The organism is Saccharopolyspora terrae, assembly GCF_004348435.1.
In the GTDB taxonomy this organism is placed as follows: Bacteria; Actinomycetota; Actinomycetes; order Mycobacteriales; family Pseudonocardiaceae; genus Saccharopolyspora; species Saccharopolyspora endophytica.
In genome coordinates, this window is the sequence record NZ_SMKS01000008.1 from 14,386 (window position 1) to 30,175 (window position 15,790).

Here is a 15,790-nt window from a genome sequence, read left to right on the forward strand (position 1 = left end):
ATGAGTGAGATGAACGCGCGGATCAGCGAGGCGCTGGAGTTGTTCGTCGACGCCGTGGAGCGGGTGCCTGCCGACGGCTGGGGCGCGCCGTCGATCCTCGACGAGTGGAGCGTTCGGGAGCTCGTCGCGCACGTGACCGGCAGCGCGACGAAGGTCGCGCTGCTGCTGGAGGGCGGGGAGACCTGGCAGACGCCGTCCGAGCCCGCCGATTGGATGTGCGCGGACCCGGCCGCGCGGCTCCGCGAGATCGGCGGCCGGATCGAGCGGGCTCTGCCCGGTGCCGATCTGGAGTCGCCGCGACCGTCCCCGGCCGGGGAGGTGCCGTTGCGCCAGGCGCTGGCGTTCCCGGTCGCCGACGTCGGCATGCACGCCTGGGACCTGCGCCGCAGTTGCGGTGGTTCCGTCGAGTTCTCCGAGGACCTGCTGGCCTACTGCCGAGGTCTGATCGACTCGGTGCCGGAGGAGATGATGCGCGGTCAGGGCGGGTTCTCCCCGGCCACGACCCCACCGGCAACCGCGACGCCCACGGACCGCCTGATGGCCCACCTGGGCCGCTCCGTGGACTAGCCCCAGCCGAGCTCGTGGAGCTTGTCGTCGTCGATGCCGAAGTGGTGGGCGATCTCGTGGACGACGGTGATGGCCACCTCGTCGACCACCTCCTCCTCGTCCTCGCACATCGCCAGCAGCGGATCGCGGAAGATCGTGATCGTGTCCGGCAGGACGCCGCTGTAGGTGTGGTCGCGTTCGGTCAGCGCGATGCCCTCGTAGAGGCCCAGCAGCTCGGGGTCCTCGGGGTGGGCGTCCTCGACCAGCACCACCACGTTGTTCATCGCGGTCGCGAACTCCGGCGGGAGCCGGTCCAGGGCGTCGCTCACCAGCTCGTCGAAGCGGGCGCGGGTCATCTCCACCGGCATGTCAGCGCGGCTGCTCGGTGGCGGGGGCACCCGGCTCGGTCGGTGCCGTGTTCTGGCCGGCCGGGGCCGTGCCGACCTGCACCCGGCCCTTGACGCTGCCGGTCACCGGTGCGAGCCCGCTGCCGTCGGGCAGCTGCGCGCTCAGCTTGCAGTTGACCTGCCGCGAACCGGCCGCCCAGCTCTTCTCGGACAGGGTGTCCCAGTAGACGATCAGGCCCTTGTCCTTGGCCGTCGTCGGCCCGCCCGCGTAAGCCGCGGTCAGCTCCTCGCACTTGGTGGCCAGGAAGCCGTCCTGGTCGTTCTCCGACGGGAAGTCGCCCTGGAACTGCTCGGCCAGGTTGATCACGGCGCTGAGCTCCACCGCGTGCGGCCGCCCGCAGTCGACCGGGTCCCAGACCTGGGTGCCGTTGATGCCCAGGCAGCGGCCCGCCGGGTAGACGTTCGACTGGTCCATCTTCGAGGCCTCACCGGTGATCGGGAACAACTTCCCGGACGGGCCCGGTTGCTGCAGGCCGCAGTGCAGCGTGCGGTCGCCGTCGGCCCAGCCCTCCTGGCTCGGGGTGAAGGCGCCGACGGTGAAGCGGCCCTCCTTGTCGAACTTGCCGCCCAGGTACTGGTCGGAGACCTCGATGCAGCGCTGCTGCTTGACGTCCTGCCACTGCTGGGTGCTCGGGAACGGCGCGGTCGGTCCGAACTCCTTCAGGTCGTACGGGCCGGTGACCTCGAACAGGTGCGGCTCGTCGCAGGTGACCTTGCGGATGTCCGCGGCGTCCGGCTCGGTCCAGTTCAGGCACTCACCGGCGCGCGTCTCGAAGACGACCTCGGGTGCGGGCGCCTCACCGATCCCGGCAGGGCCGCCGACCTTGCCGGACTCCATCGGCCAGTTCAGCAGGATGCTGACCGTCAGGATCAGCAGTGCACCGATCGCAGCCGCGACCATCACCACCTTGGCGTTGGGCGGCTTGCGGCGGGATTCGGGTGTGCGCTCGGGCTGGACCATCGAACCCATCATGCCTGGCGCGGATGTGGGCTGGCAGCAATCCGCGCCGGAAGTGGAGAGGAAAGGAACTCATTCGTTGCCGTGAGCGTCCATTCATTGAGTAGTGTGGCGCTTGGGAGTGGGGCAATGACGGAGAATGGCAAGCCAGTGTCAGACAACGAGCAGCCGCAGGGGGGCTCCTCCCCGGACGAGCCGACCCAGCAGACGCCGGCGGACGCCCAGGGGCGGATCCGCTACCAGGACCCGCAGAGCACGACGCCGCGCGAGCCCACGCTCGCCGAGCAGAAGGCCAGGCAGATGGCCGAGCAGCGTCGTGCCGAGGCTGAGCGCGCCGAGCAGGCGGCAGCCGCTGCGAAGACGGCCAAGCGCCGGAAGATGCTGATCGGCGGCGGTGCGACCGTCGGTGTCGTCGCGCTGGTCGCGGCGATGTACTCGGCGTCCGAGGTCAGCGCATCGGCCAACGCCTCGACCGAGTACTGCGCGACGGACCAGAACGGTCAGCCCGGTGTTCGCGATCAGGACGACTACTGCGACGAGAACTACGTCCACAGCCACGGCGGTTACTCCCACGGCGGCATGTTCTTCATGCCGATCATCCTGCCCGGGGGCGGCTTCGGTGGTCACCACTCTTACCGGTACGCCTACACCCCGGCGGGCACGGCCCCGCCTGCGATCGGTTCGCCGGCGACGGGCTCGACGTTCAACAAGCCTTCCGGTAGCACCGTGAAGAACACCAAGGGCTCGACCATCCAGCGCGGTGGGTTCGGGATCTCCAGCAAGTCCGGTAGCAGCGGGAGCTGACGAGTGAAGCGCAAGACCGGGGCCCGGCGCCCGGACTGGCAGTCGAAGGTCGAAGAGCTCGGGCTCGTCTTCGGGACCCCGGCGCGCGCCGCCGACGGCAGCAACCGGCCCTACTGGGACGAGGGCGCGCACTACGAGTTCAGCCTCGACGAGGTCCTCTCGCTGGAGGCCGACGTCGAACTGCTGCACTCGATGTGCCTGGACGCCGTCGACCACGTGATCACCACCGAGCGGTACAAGGACTTCGGCATCCCCGAGTGGGTGTGGCCGCACATCGCCGAGTCCTGGCGCCGCCGCGACCCGCACCTCTACGGGCGCTTCGACCTGCGCTACGACGGCTCCGGCCCCGCCAAGCTGCTGGAGTACAACGCCGACACGCCGACCTCGCTGCTGGAAGCCGCGGTCGTGCAGTGGCACTGGCTCACCGAGGTCCACGAGGGCGACGACCAGTGGAACTCCATCCACGAGAAGCTCGTGGAGCGCTGGGGTGAGATCAAGCCGCAGCTGGCCACCAACGAGGTGCACTTCACCTGGTCCGGCCAGGAGCACACCGGTGAGGACCACATCACCGCCGCCTACCTGCAGGAGACCGCCGCCGAAGCGGGCCTGAACACCGTCGGGCTGGCCATCGAGGAGATCGGCTGGGACAGCCTGCTGGAGCGCTTCGTCGACCTCGAAGAGGCGCCGATGAACTCCGTCGCCAAGATCTACCCCTGGGAGTGGATGGTCGACGACGAGTTCGGCAAGCACGCGATCACCACGCTGCCGGCCACCCAGTGGGTCGAGCCGCTGTGGAAGATGCTGCTGTCCAACAAGGCGCTGCTGGCGATCCTCTGGGAGATGCACCCCGGACACCCCAACTTGCTGCCCACCTACCTGGACCAGCCCGGACTGCTCACCGAGTACGTGCGCAAGCCGCGGCTCGGCCGCGAGGGCAACAACATCACCATCGCCGCGCCCGGCTGGGAGACCGAGACCGGCGGGTTCTACGGCGAAGAGGGATTCGTCTACCAGGCGTTCGACCCGCTGCCCGAGTTCGACGGGATGCGGCCTGCGCTCGGGGCGTGGGTCGTCGGGGATGAGTCCGCTGGGCTCGGGATTCGGGAGACGGCTGGGTTGATCACCGATGACGGCGCGGCTTTCGTGCCTCACCGGATTCCTCAGTGAGGATCTTGGTCTGGAGCGCCTTGTTTTTCCTGGTGGGTTGCGTCTACTGACAAGACTCCGTGGTCCCTGTTCTTGGCGGTGCGGGTAGCGGAACCTGACACGCCTTCTGGCTCCGGGATCGGAGACTGATGTATGTCCAACACACGGCGCTACGGCTGTCCTCCCCAGAAGACGTGTCAGAACCCGCGGCGGTGCCGGTTGCTCAGGTGGGGTGAAGAGAAAGCGACTTCGTCGCTTGCCTGACGTTGGTTGCCTGGGGAAATGGGGTTTCGGGGTGTGTGGGCACCCTGGGCACGCTTGGTTTCTTTGGGCCGACTACGCTGACCAGCTGTGATCGACCTGAAGACGCTACGCGATGATCCGGAAGCGGTGCGCGCGTCGCAGCGCGCACGTGGTGAAGACGCGTCCCTCGTGGACGCGCTGCTGTCCGCCGACGAGCGTCGCAGGTCCGCGGTGTCCCGGGCGGACAACCTGCGCGCCGAGCAGAAGCAGTTCGGCAAGCAGGTCGGCAAGGCCAAGGGCGAGGAGCGCGACGCGCTGCTGGCCCAGGCCAAGGACCTGGCCGCGCAGGTCAAGGAGGCCGAGGCCGAGCAGTCCGAGACCGACGCCGAGCTGCTGCGGCTGCAGAAGGCCGTCTCCAACGTCGTCGAGCCCGACGTGCCGCCGGGCGGCGAGGACGACTTCGCGGTGCTCAAGCACGTGGGCGTCCCGCCGGAGTTCGACTTCGAGGTGAAGGACCACCTGGAGCTGGGCAACGCGCTGCGCGCGTTCGACATGGAGCGCGGGGCGAAGGTCTCCGGCGCCCGCTTCTACTTCCTCACCGGCATCGGCGCGCAGCTGGAGCTGGCGCTGCTGAACATGGCCGCCGCGCAGGCCACCGCCGCCGGGTTCACGCTCGTCGTGCCGCCGGTCCTGGTGCGCCCGGAGATCATGGACGGCACCGGGTTCCTCGGCGCCCACTCCAGCGAGGTGTACCGGCTGGAGGAGGACGACGCCTACCTGGTGGGCACCTCCGAGGTTCCGCTGGCGGGCTACCACTCGGGCGAGATCCTGGACTTCGCCGACGGTCCCGCGCGCTACGCGGGCTGGTCGACCTGCTTCCGCCGCGAAGCCGGCTCCTACGGCAAGGACACCCGCGGCATCATCCGCGTGCACCAGTTCAACAAGCTGGAGATGTTCGTCTACTGCCGGGAAGAGGACTCCCGCGACGAGCACCAGCGCCTGCTGGCCTGGGAAGAGGAGATGCTGGCCAAGATCGAGGTGCCCTACCGGGTGATCGACACCGCGGCCGGTGACCTCGGTTCCAGCGCGGCCCGCAAGTTCGACTGCGAGGCGTGGGTGCCCAGCCAGAGGACCTACCGCGAGTTGACGTCGACCTCGAACTGCACCACGTTCCAGGCGCGACGGCTCAACACCCGCTACCGCGACGCCGACGGCAAGACCCGCTTCGCGGCCACCCTCAACGGCACCCTGGCGACCACCCGCTGGATCGTGGCCATCCTGGAGAACCACCAGCAGGCCGACGGTTCCGTCCGGGTACCCGAGGCGATGCGCCCGTTCCTCGGCGGCCTCGAGGTCCTCGAACCCAAGTGACCGCAGGCTGAAACGTCGACGAGACCCCGGTTCCGCCGGGGTCTCGTCGCTTTTCGGCCGAAGTCCTCACCGCACGGCGGCGGCGAGGTTGCGGTCGAGCGTGCTGCGGACCAGCGCGGCGGCGAGCTTCGCGAGGTCGTGGCCCTCGACCAGATCCGCGAGCTTGTCCGGATCGGTGGGCAGACCCAGCTTCTTCGCGCCGCTGAGCGCCTTGCCGTCGAAGTAGGGGCGCAGTTCGGGCCAGACGAGCTGGGCCTCGCGGCAGAAGATGTCGGCGCCGACCGGGCCCAGGCGCGGCAGATCCATCAGCAGCTTGCGCAACTCCTCCGGATCGCCATCGGACTTGGCGCGGAGTTTTCGCAGGTCACCGTGGTAGCGGTCGAGGAGCAGCTCGGCTCCCTCGCCCAGCGCGGTGGACGTGCTCTCGTCGTAGCGCCGGTAGTGCGCGCGGCCGAGCGCGTCGACGCGCTGCTGCCAGGTGGCGTCGAACATCTTCTGCGGGGTGTTCCACTGCGCCAGCTCCCTGGCGGCGTCCACCGCGATGCCCGCCTTGATCCGCGTCGACAGCAGCACCGAGAGCACCGCCAGCCGGTACAGCGGTGAGGGCTTGTTGGCCAGCGTGATCCCGGCCTCGGCGGCGAAGCTGGTCCCCGCCTCGTCCAGCAGGGTCTGCACCTTGGTCCGCACCGACATCGTCACCACCTCCTGCCGACGACGGATACCCACGCGGACCAGGTGGCACACCTACAGCTCGGGGAGGACCTCGGTGGCGATCTCCTCGACCGTGGACTCCTTGCCGGCGTACGGGCTGTCGGCCCGGGGCCAGTGGGTGATGACGTCGGTGAAGCCGAGTTCGTCGGCGCGGCCGACCACGTCGCGGAAGTGCTCCACACTGGACAGCGAGAACTCCGGTGCGGCGTCGACCTGCAGGTACCGGTGGACCTTCGCCGGGTCGCGGCCCTGCTGGTGGCAGATGTCGGTGAAGCGCAGCGACAGCTCCGCGACCGCGCGCCACCAGCTCTCCAGATCGTCCCCGCCCCGGCCCGTGGTCACCCAGCCCTGGCCGTGCTGGGCGGCCAGCTGCATCGAGCGGGTGCCGTTGGCGGCCACCACGAACGGGATGCGCGGCAGCTGCACGCATCCGGGGGCCCGGCGCGCCTGCACGGCCGAGTAGTAGGTGCCGTCGTAGTCGGTGACGTCGAAGCGCAGCACGTGGTCGAGGAGTTCGATGAACTCCGCGAAGCGGTCGGAGCGCTCCGGCGGCGTGAGCTCGGGCTGGCCCAGCACGCTCGCGTCGAACCCGGTTCCGCCCGCGCCGACGCCGAGGGTGATGCGGCCGTCCGCGATGTCGTCCAGGGCGGTCAGCTCGCGGGCGAAGTGCACCGGGTGCCGGAAGTTCGGGGAGGCGACCAGCGTGCCGAGCCGGATCGTCGAGGTGACGGTGGCGGCAGCGGTCAGCGTGGGCACCGCGTCGTACCAGGCCTTGTCCACCAGGGAACGCCAGCCGAGGTGGTCGTAGGTCCAGGCGTGGGCGAAGCCGTACTCCTCGGCCATCCGCCACAGCGGCTCGGCAGCCCACCAACGGTGTTCGGGCAAGATCACGATCCCAACGCGCACGGGTAGACGGTACTGGTCCCGCACAACGGCGTTCGACCCGATCAGGTGACGAACGTCCCTTCGTCCTCTTACCAGCCACGGCGCCCACGAGAGGTGGTGCGGCGGCATGATGGGGCGCGTGCGTGAACCTGGCCTGGTGGCATCAGACGTGGACGGAACCCTGCTCGACCCGATGGAGGAGGTGTCCGCCCGGACAGCGGCCACGGCAGGCCGGGTCGCCGCATCGGGAACGCCGTTCGTGCTGGTCACCGGGCGTCCGCCGAGGTGGATGCCGCGCGTGGTCGCCGCTCTCGGGGTGTCCGGCATCGCGGTGTGCGCCAACGGCGCGGTCACCTACGACACCGCCGCCGACCGGGTGCTGCACAGCCACGACATCGATCCGGTGACGCTGCACGACGTGGTTCGGGAGCTGCGGCGCGAGCTGACCGGCTGCGCGTTCGCGGTCGAGCGCGCGACCCGCAGCGCCCACGACGACCTGCGCGAGCAGTTCCTCGCCGAGGCCGATTTCCACCGCAGCTGGACGAACACCGACATCCGCGTCGCGCCCACCGACGAGGTGACCGGCAAGCCCGCGATGAAGCTGCTGCTGATGAATCCGGGGATGAACAGCGCCGAGCTGTCGGCGGCTGCCACCGAGATCATCGGCGACCGGCTCCAGTCCACCTACTCGACGGAATCGGGGCTGATCGAGTTCTCCGCTCCGGGCGTGGACAAGGCGGCGGGACTGGCGGTCGTGGCCGCGGAGCTCGGCATCGCGCGGTCGGAGGTGATCGCCTTCGGGGACATGCCCAACGACGTCCCGATGCTCGCCTGGGCCGGTCACGGCGTGGCCATGCGCAACGCCCACCCGGACGCCCTGGCGGCGGCCGACGAGGTCACCACCACCAACGCGGAAGACGGCGTCGCCCAGGTCCTCGAACGCTGGTGGTGAACCGAGCGGCGCCTCCCCAACCTGGGCAGACGCCGCTCAGAGACGAGTGCTCCCCGATTTCAGTGGAAGTCGAGTACCCGATTGCAGTGGAAGTTGGGGGCCGGAGTTCAGTGGAAATCCGGGTCCTCCGGTCGGGTTCAGGGTTGGGTGGAGCGTTGGGCGTCTGCGGCCTGGGATCGGATGGCGCCGAGCTGGTCGTAGCCGCGCTTGCCCGGGCAGGCCGTGTAGGCGGCGTCGCGGTGGCCGAAGATCGTGGGCAGCGTGACCTCCGTGCCCGCCGGGTACTTCGAGCCCTGGGGCGCTTCGGAGACCAGGCGCGTGGTGCCGTCGGCCGGAACGCCCTTGGTCTTGAGCTTCCAGGCGGCCACGTCGGCCACCGAGCGCACCGTCTTCGGCGAGGGCGTCACGCCGTCGTAGTTGCCCATCATCGAGATGCCGAAGGTGTGGTCGTTGAACCCGCGAACGTGACCGCCGACCACCTCGCCCGCGAGGCCGCCCGTGCGGCCCTCGAAGACGGTGCCGCACTTGTCGACCAGCGCGTGGTAGCCGATGTCGCCCCAGCCCAGCTCGACCGCGTGGTACTGGTAGATGCCGCGCACGATCTTGGCGGACTCGTCGCAGGTGTAGTCGTTGGTGCCCGCGGTGTGGTGCACGACGGCCGCCTTGGTGGTGGTCCGCTCGACCGGCCAGGTCATCTTCGACTCGTCCGCGCCCCACTGCGCGCGGGTGACCACCGGCGGAGCGCCCGCGACGGGCGTGCTGATCTGGGGCGCGGCGACTTGCTGGCCGGGGTCGATGCCGATGAGCTGCAGCTGGTCGGTGATGTCCTGACCGCTCTTGTCCGCGCGGACCTGCACGTCGTTGCTGCGGCCGGTCCACAACGGCTCGCTGCCGCCCTCCTGGGCTTCCAGCGGAGTCCACGAGCCCCAGCCCTCCGAGGTGCGGGTGCGCACCTCGATGCGGTCCGGTGCCGGTCCTCGCCACGTGAATCCGACCAGCTCGAAGGCCTTCTCGCTGTGCACCTCGCGAACCGCGGCCCGGGGGGTGGCCGCGTCGCGCAACGGGATCCGGACGGTCTGCGCCTCGGGCGGTTCGGGGGTCGGACCGGCGGCGGCCGGCTCGGAGATCGGGAGAACGGCCATGGTCAGCAGGGCGGTGGCCGCCAGCCTCGGACGTGCGGACCGAAAACGCATGGGCGATACCTCGCTTCGACTGGAGGGCGGGTGTCCTTTGTCGACACCCGCTTCCTGGCGAAGAACGAGTATGAGTCCGGAACCGATCATTCGCCTTCCGGAACTCCGTTATGCCCGACTCCGCGGGCCGGGATTCACCGCCCCGGAATGAGAGAACCGTTCGGGAATTCCGGGGAATTCACCGGGCGCCGCCCGAATCGCACATAAGCCACCGCCGCGCACACCAGGAATCCGATCCCGATCAACGTGTAGGCGTTGCCGACGATCTGCTGCGAGAAAGTCCAGTCGAGTTCGCGATCACCGGTGTTGGGCAGGTACCACTGCGGCCCGGCCAGAACCGTGATCGCCGAGATCACCACGGCGATGGTCATCCCGTGCCAGCGGTTGCGCAGCGACATCATGAACACCAGCGCCAGCGCGGGACCCGCCCACACCCAGTGGTGCGACCAGGAGATCGGCGAGACGAGCAGGACCCACACCGCGTTGAGCACCAGCGCCAGCGGCACGTCGCGCACGCTCAGCGCGTAGCGGATGCCCATCACGACCAGCGCGAGCAGCAGCAGCGATCCGGTGATCCACAGCGAGTTGAGCGCGAACCCGGTCAGCTCCTGCTTGGCCAGCAGGCTGCGCAGCGTCAGGTTGCCCGCGTAGACGGTGCCGAAGGAGTCGCCGGTGGACAGCATCTTGTCCAGCCACCAGTCCGCCGAGTCGTGCGGCGCGGCCAGCAGCCCCAGGAACACGGTGGAGGCGAAGGTGACGCCGCTGATCGACATGGCCCGGTAGTCCCTGCGCAGCAGGAAGAACAGCAGGAAGCCCAGCGGGGTCAACTTGATCGCGGCGGCGATGCCGACCAGCATCCCGCGCGGCCAGCGGGTGCGCGGGAGCAGGCAGTCGGCGGCGACCAGGCCCATGAGCACCAGGTTGATCTGCCCGTAGTTGAGGGTTTCGCGGGCCGGTTCGATCAGCGTCAGCCACGGCAGCAGCAGCGCGGTGGCCACGGCGACCCGGCCGGCGCGGGGCGCGAGGTACCGCGAGGAGCGGGCCAGCGAGTAGGCGGTCAGCAGGATCGCCAGGTGCGAGCACAGCGCCACGGTCACGACGGCGGCCGTCTCGGACATCCAGGTCAGCGGGATGAACAACAGCGCGGCGAACGGCGGGTAGATGAACGGCAACGTCGCGGAGTCCGGCGATTCGGGGGTCAGATCGTCGCCGTAGACCTGGTAACCGTTGAGCCACGCGCGCGCACCAAGCCGGTAAATCTCGGTGTCCATGTAGCCGCGGGTGTCGATCCAGTGCACGAACCAGACCGCCAGCACCTCGAGCACGATCGCCGCGATCAGCAAGTGACGCCCGTCACGGGCGCGGGTCGACCCCACAGCTCACCACCCAGTGTTGCGCGCCCGTCCCGGAGTCTCGGACCTGCGTGAAAGGGTTTCACCGGCGCGTCGATACGGCGCGATGGTAGTCCCCGCGCGACTCGCCGGGAGGGTCGCCTAACGGGTATTAACAGCCACGAATAGTCGCCGCCGGTGTCGCCGCAGTCACCCCTGATGAGTGATGAAATGCCTGGACAACGAGGAATGGGCGCTCTTCGGGAGCGATATCGACACTCTTCGTGGTCATATGTAGCCAATAACGTCAACGCGGTTTCGGGGTGGCGTCGCGCTACAGCTACCCTCGACGACTGTGAGCTTCGCAGGCTATGACCTGATCGTTGTTGGTTCCGGATTCTTCGGCCTCACGATCGCAGAGCGCGCCGCCACCCAGCTGGACAAGCGGGTGCTGGTGCTGGACCGACGTGACCACATCGGGGGCAACGCCTACTCGGAGGCGGAGCCTGAAACCGGTATCGAGGTGCATCGCTACGGTGCGCACCTTTTCCACACCTCGAACAAACGCGTGTGGGATTACGTAAACCAGTTCACCGAATTCACCAACTATCAGCACCGGGTGTTCACCAAGCACCAGGGGCAGATTTACTCGTTCCCGATGAACTTGGGTCTGCTGTCCCAGTTCTTCGGTCGTGCGTTCACCCCGGACGAGGCGAAGGCGCTGGTCGCCGAGCAGGCGGCCGAGATCGACACCGCGGACGCGCAGAACCTGGAAGAGAAGGCGATCTCCCTGATCGGCCGCCCGCTGTACGAGGCGTTCGTGCGCGGTTACACGGCCAAGCAGTGGCAGACCGACCCCAAGGAACTGCCCGCGGCGATCATCAGCCGGCTGCCGGTTCGCTACAACCTCAACAACCGCTACTTCAACGACGACTTCGAGGGGCTGCCCGTCGAGGGCTACACCGCGTGGTTGGAGAAGATGGCGGAGAACCCGAACATCGACGTCCGGCTGGCGACGGACTTCTTCGACGTTCGCGGTGAGCTGCCCACCGACGTCCCGGTCGTCTACACCGGTCCGCTGGACCAGTACTTCGACTACGCCGAGGGCGAGCTGGGCTGGCGCACCCTGGACTTCGAGACCGAGGTCGTGGCCACCGGCGACTTCCAGGGCACGTCGGTGATGAACTACGCCGACGAAGAAGTCCCCTACACCCGGATCCACGAGTTCCGGCACTTCCACCCCGAGCGGGACTACTACCCGTCGGACAAGACGGTGGTGGTGCGCGAGTACTCGCGGTCCGCGGAGAGCGGGGACGAGCCCTACTACCCGATCAACACCCCGGAGGACCGGCGCAAGCTGGAGGCCTACCGCGAACTGGCCAAGAAGGAGGCCAAGGAGCGCAAGGTCATCTTCGGTGGTCGACTGGGCACCTACAAGTACCTGGACATGCACATGGCCATCGGCTCGGCGCTGAGCATGTTCGACAACAAGATCGCTCCATACTTCACCGAGGGCCGTTCGCTGGACGGCTCGCTGGAGGACTGACGTGACCGACCGGACCCCCCGAGAGCCCAACGCCGCTGGGGAGAGCAAGCTCAGCGACGTCACTTCGGTGCGCGCCGGGACCTCGGACGTGGCGCCCGAGCAGGTGCTGCAGCGGATCGTGTTCCCGCGCGGCGAGGACCCGCTGGACGTGCGTCCGCTCTACATCGACGAGCCCGAGGCGCTGGCCAGCACGGCCACGGTGGTCTCCCGGCGCAACCTGCGCGTGCCCGCGCACAGCAAGATTTCGCTCGCGTCCTACTTCAACGCCTTCCCGGCAAGCTACTGGAAGCGTTGGACCAAGATCGAAGAGATCGTGCTGCGGCTGCAGGTCAAGGGGTCCGGTCGGCTCGACGTCTACCGCTCGAAGTCCAACGGCGACAGCGTTCACCTGCAGGGCTCCAAGGTCTCCAGCGAGGACTGGACGTCGCTGGAGTTCAAGGTGTCGCTGCAGCCGTTCGAGGACGGCGGCTGGATCTGGTTCGACCTGTTCACCAACGACGTCGCGCTGGAGATCACCGACGCCGCGTGGACCACCGACCAGCCCATGCCCAAGCAGCAGGTCGTGGTCGGCACCACCACCATCCGGCCCTCGGAGTGCATCGAGGCGCTCAAGACCCTCGGGGAAGACCCGCAGGTCATGGCCGTGGTGGAGCGGGTCATCGTGGCCGACCAGGGCCCGCAGAAGATCCACGAGGTCGAGGGCTTCGACGAGGCCGCCAAGGCCATCGGCGACAAGCTGCACGTCATCGAGCAGGACAACCTCGGTGGATCCGGCGGTTTCGGCCGGGTCATGTACGAGGGCATCCACAACTCCGACGCCGCCCAGGTGATGGTCATCGACGATGACATCGCCCTGGAACCGGACGGTGTGCTGCGGGCCAACGCCTTCGCCCGCGCCGCCACCCACCCGGTCATCGTCGGTGGTCAGATGCTCAACCTGCAGGCCCGCTCGCGGCTGCACACCATGGGCGAGGTCGTCGACCTCGGCCAGGGCATCTGGCGCGCGGCGCCGGGCGCGGTCACCGACCACGACTTCGCCAGGAAGCCGCTGCGCAAGACCAAGAAGCTGCACCAGCGCGTCCACTCCACCTACAACGGCTGGTGGATGTGCCTGTTCCCGCGCGAGATCATCGAGCGCACCGGTCTGCCGCTGCCGCTGTTCATCAAGCACGACGACTCGGAGTACTCGCTGCGCGCGGGCGGCCACGGCTACCCGACGGTGACGCTGCCGGGTGCGGCGATCTGGCACATGCCGTGGACCGACAAGAACGACGCCACGGACTGGACCGCCTACTTCCACACCCGCAACCGGCTGATCCTGGCCGCGCTGCACAGCCCGGAAGAGGTCAAGAACAACATCGTCAAGCAGGGCCTCAAGCTCACGCTGCGGCACCTGCTGTCGATGGAGTACTCGACGGTCGCGGTCCAGCAGAAGGCCATCGAGGACTTCCTGAAGGGACCGTCGGGCCTGTTCGACAGCCTGCGCACGGCCTTGCCCGAGGTCCGCGAGCTGCGCAAGGACTACGACGACGCCAAGACGCTCCCGTCGGCGCGGGAATTCCCGCCGCCGACCGCGGACCCGATCATGGCCGAGGGTCTGCTCAACCCGCCGGTGAACCCGGCGGTGATCGCGGCCCGCGCGTCCAAGGCGCTGCTGCACAACCTCAAGGAGCCCTCGCACGACGCGTCGGACCGGCCGCAGCTCAACGTTCCGGCCGCCGCCGCCCGCTGGTTCCTGCTGGGCAACCTGGACAGCGCCACGGTGTCCAACGCCGACGGCAGCGGGGTGGCGTTCCGCCGCCGCGACCCGGAGACGTTCCGCCGGCTGGGCCTGGAGTCCTTGGCCAACTACAAGCGGCTCGGCCAGGAGTGGTCGCGGCTGCGCGAGGAGTACCGCGCCGCGCTGCCGGAGCTGACCAGCGCTGAGTCCTGGAAGCAAGTCTTTGATCCCCAATGACGCCGACTTTCCCGGAGACGAAGTGGCAGAGCTGACTACGCTGATCGCCCCCGAGGACGTGACCGACCTCAAGCACGACGAGGAGGTCACGGCCGAGACCATCGCGCTGCGCAAGGTGCAGAACGCGTTGGCCAAGCCCGCGGTCGTCAAGACGGCGCACGCGATGTCGCTGTTCGGTGAGCACGCCGCAGGTTGGCTGGCCATCGGCGCCGTCGGTGCGCTGGTCGACCGCAAGCGCCGCGGTGAGTGGGTCACCGCCGCGGCAGGGGTCGCCGCCGCGCACGCGGCGTCGATCGCGGTCAAGCGGGTGGTCCGCCGCCCGCGTCCGAAAGACCCCGAGATCCAGGTGCTGGTCGGTACGCCGAGCCAGTTGAGCTTCCCGTCCTCGCACGCGACGTCCACGACGGCCGCCGCGGTGCTCTACGGCGGGTTGACCGGCAAGAAGCTGACCCCGGCGATCGTGCCGCCCATGATGGTCAGCCGACTTGTCCTGGGGGTTCATTACCCGAGCGATGTGGTCGCCGGTTCGGTGCTCGGCGGTGCCGTTGCACTGGTCACCCGGCGGTTCATGAGACGGCGGAGGAACCGTGCCTGACAACAAGCAAGCTTCGACCGACACGGCCGAGGCGGCCGAGGCGGTCGACACTGCCGAGGCTTCCCACGCTTCGAAGAAGACCGAGGTCGAGGCCGACGCGGAGGGCACCATCGGCGCCGAGTTCGGCGACGAGGTGCTGGAGCCGGAGCTGAAGAAGACCGACGACGAGAAGGACAAGTCGTCGGACGCCTACCACGCGAAGGTGACCGCCAAGGCGGGCACGCCGGCCGGTCTGGCGACCGGTCTGATCAAGGAGCTTCGCCCGAAGCAGTGGGTGAAGAACGTCCTGGTGCTGGCCGTGCCGTTCGCGGCGGGCGAGATCCTGGACCCGGCCATCCTGCTCGACGCGGTCATCGCGTTCGTGGTGTTCTCGATGGCCGCTTCGGGCATCTACTTCGTCAACGACGCGATCGACGTCGAGGCGGACCGGCAGCACCCGACCAAGCGCAACCGCCCGATCGCGGCCGGCCTGATCCCGGTGCCCATCGCCTACGTGGTGTGCGTGCTGCTGCTGGGCGGATCGCTGCTGATCTCGGGCCTGACGAGCATGCAGCTGCTGGCCGTGATGGCGCTCTACATCGCGGTGCAGCTGGGCTACTGCTTCGGCCTCAAGCACCAGCCGGTGATCGACCTGTGCATTGTGGCCTCCGGGTTCCTGCTGCGCGCCATCGCCGGTGGTGCGGCGGCGAACCTGGTGATCACCCAGTGGTTCTACCTGATCGTGGCGTTCGGCTCGCTGTTCATGGTGGCGGGCAAGCGCTACGCCGAGGTGAAGCTGGCCGCCGAGACCGGCGCGAAGATCCGCAAGTCGCTGAAGGCGTACTCGCCGTCCTACCTGCGGTTCGTGTGGGCCATCGCGGCTGCGATCACGATCATGACCTACTCGCTGTGGGCCTACGACATCCGCGAGTTCGAGATGTCGCGCTGGGGCCTGATCTCCATCGTGCCGATGGTGATCGCGATCCTGCGGTACGCGGTGGACATCGACAAGGGTGTCGCCGGTGAGCCGGAGGAAGTGGTCCTCAAGGACAAGGTCCTGATGGTGCTCGGCGTGATCCTCGCCGGCTGCCTGTTCCTGGCGTTCTACCTGTAAGCAGCGCCTTCGTCGAAGCCCCCGGTCCGAGTGACCGGGGGCTTCGACGTTC

The 15,790-nt window shown here is 68.6% G+C and carries 15 protein-coding genes; 9 read left to right on the forward strand and 6 right to left on the reverse strand.

Annotated elements, in window-relative coordinates:
• Complete coding sequence (locus tag E1181_RS07580) at positions 1–567, forward strand: TIGR03086 family metal-binding protein (RefSeq protein ID WP_132673245.1); 567 nt, start codon at positions 1–3, stop codon at positions 565–567.
• Here the strand turns inward: E1181_RS07580 and E1181_RS07585 are convergent.
• Positions 564–914, reverse strand: a complete 351-nt coding sequence (locus tag E1181_RS07585) for a metallopeptidase family protein (protein ID WP_132673246.1) — start codon at positions 912–914, stop codon at positions 564–566. The genes E1181_RS07580 and E1181_RS07585 overlap by 4 nt on opposite strands.
• A 1-nt stretch (position 915) precedes the next feature.
• Positions 916–1,914, reverse strand: coding sequence for a septum formation family protein (locus E1181_RS07590; protein ID WP_235876591.1), 999 nt, complete (start codon positions 1,912–1,914; stop codon positions 916–918).
• A 147-nt stretch (positions 1,915–2,061) separates the two neighbouring features.
• On the opposite strand from E1181_RS07590, the gene E1181_RS07595 reads away from it, so the two are divergent.
• From E1181_RS07595 to serS, 3 genes are all read left to right on the forward strand, one after another.
• Complete coding sequence (locus tag E1181_RS07595; protein ID WP_132673247.1) at positions 2,062–2,715, forward strand: hypothetical protein; 654 nt, start codon at positions 2,062–2,064, stop codon at positions 2,713–2,715.
• 3 nt (positions 2,716–2,718) lie between these two features.
• The gene (locus E1181_RS07600) at positions 2,719–3,882 is read left to right on the forward strand and encodes a glutathionylspermidine synthase family protein (RefSeq protein ID WP_132673248.1); all 1,164 of its coding nucleotides are present in this window, start codon (positions 2,719–2,721) and stop codon (positions 3,880–3,882) included.
• Between the two features lie 330 nt (positions 3,883–4,212).
• On the forward strand, positions 4,213–5,475 hold the full coding sequence (gene serS / locus E1181_RS07605; RefSeq protein ID WP_132673249.1) for a serine--tRNA ligase: 1,263 nt from the start codon (positions 4,213–4,215) through the stop codon (positions 5,473–5,475).
• A 66-nt stretch (positions 5,476–5,541) separates the two neighbouring features.
• Here serS and E1181_RS07610 read toward each other — a convergent pair whose 3' ends face one another.
• Together E1181_RS07610 and E1181_RS07615 are read right to left on the reverse strand one after the other, a co-directional pair.
• Positions 5,542–6,168: an endonuclease gene (locus E1181_RS07610; protein ID WP_132673250.1), complete on the reverse strand. Its 627-nt coding sequence runs from the start codon at positions 6,166–6,168 to the stop codon at positions 5,542–5,544.
• Between the two features lie 51 nt (positions 6,169–6,219).
• Positions 6,220–7,092, reverse strand: a complete 873-nt coding sequence (locus E1181_RS07615; protein ID WP_132673251.1) for an LLM class flavin-dependent oxidoreductase — start codon at positions 7,090–7,092, stop codon at positions 6,220–6,222.
• A gap of 118 nt (positions 7,093–7,210) precedes the next feature.
• Between E1181_RS07615 and E1181_RS07620 the strand changes: the two genes are divergently transcribed.
• Positions 7,211–8,023, forward strand: a complete 813-nt coding sequence (locus E1181_RS07620) for an HAD family hydrolase (RefSeq protein WP_132673252.1) — start codon at positions 7,211–7,213, stop codon at positions 8,021–8,023.
• A gap of 137 nt (positions 8,024–8,160) precedes the next feature.
• Here the strand turns inward: E1181_RS07620 and E1181_RS07625 are convergent, their stop codons facing one another.
• Positions 8,161–9,216 (reverse strand): peptidoglycan recognition protein family protein, encoded by a 1,056-nt coding sequence (locus tag E1181_RS07625; protein WP_165944543.1) that lies wholly within the window; start codon positions 9,214–9,216, stop codon positions 8,161–8,163.
• A 134-nt stretch (positions 9,217–9,350) separates the two neighbouring features.
• Complete coding sequence (locus tag E1181_RS07630; RefSeq protein WP_132673254.1) at positions 9,351–10,592, reverse strand: glycosyltransferase 87 family protein; 1,242 nt, start codon at positions 10,590–10,592, stop codon at positions 9,351–9,353.
• Positions 10,593–10,902: 310 nt separating this feature from the next.
• Here E1181_RS07630 and glf point away from each other — a divergent pair, with 310 nt between their 5' ends.
• The 4 genes from glf (at position 10,903) to E1181_RS07650 (ending at position 15,738) form a co-directional block, all read left to right on the forward strand.
• On the forward strand, positions 10,903–12,093 hold the full coding sequence (glf, locus tag E1181_RS07635; RefSeq protein WP_132673255.1) for a UDP-galactopyranose mutase: 1,191 nt from the start codon (positions 10,903–10,905) through the stop codon (positions 12,091–12,093).
• 1 nt (position 12,094) lies between these two features.
• Positions 12,095–14,050 (forward strand): glycosyltransferase, encoded by a 1,956-nt coding sequence (locus E1181_RS07640; RefSeq protein ID WP_132673256.1) that lies wholly within the window; start codon positions 12,095–12,097, stop codon positions 14,048–14,050.
• 22 nt (positions 14,051–14,072) lie between these two features.
• The gene (locus tag E1181_RS07645; RefSeq protein ID WP_408009402.1) at positions 14,073–14,645 is read left to right on the forward strand and encodes a phosphatase PAP2 family protein; all 573 of its coding nucleotides are present in this window, start codon (positions 14,073–14,075) and stop codon (positions 14,643–14,645) included.
• Between the two features lie 133 nt (positions 14,646–14,778).
• On the forward strand, positions 14,779–15,738 hold the full coding sequence (locus E1181_RS07650) for a decaprenyl-phosphate phosphoribosyltransferase (protein WP_456238796.1): 960 nt from the start codon (positions 14,779–14,781) through the stop codon (positions 15,736–15,738).
• The last annotated feature ends 52 nt before the right edge of the window (positions 15,739–15,790 follow it).

Bases quoted from the DNA above. Each gene is read 5' to 3' on its own strand.
- E1181_RS07610 (WP_132673250.1), bottom strand. From the start codon at position 6,168: ATGTCGGTGCGGACCAAGGTGCAGACCCTGCTGGACGAGGCGGGGACC.
- E1181_RS07585 (WP_132673246.1), bottom strand. From the start codon at position 914: ATGCCGGTGGAGATGACCCGCGCCCGCTTCGACGAGCTGGTGAGCGAC.
- E1181_RS07625 (WP_165944543.1), bottom strand. From the start codon at position 9,216: ATGCGTTTTCGGTCCGCACGTCCGAGGCTGGCGGCCACCGCCCTGCTG.
- E1181_RS07580 (WP_132673245.1), top strand. From the start codon at position 1: ATGAGTGAGATGAACGCGCGGATCAGCGAGGCGCTGGAGTTGTTCGTC.
- E1181_RS07590 (WP_235876591.1), bottom strand. From the start codon at position 1,914: ATGGTCCAGCCCGAGCGCACACCCGAATCCCGCCGCAAGCCGCCCAAC.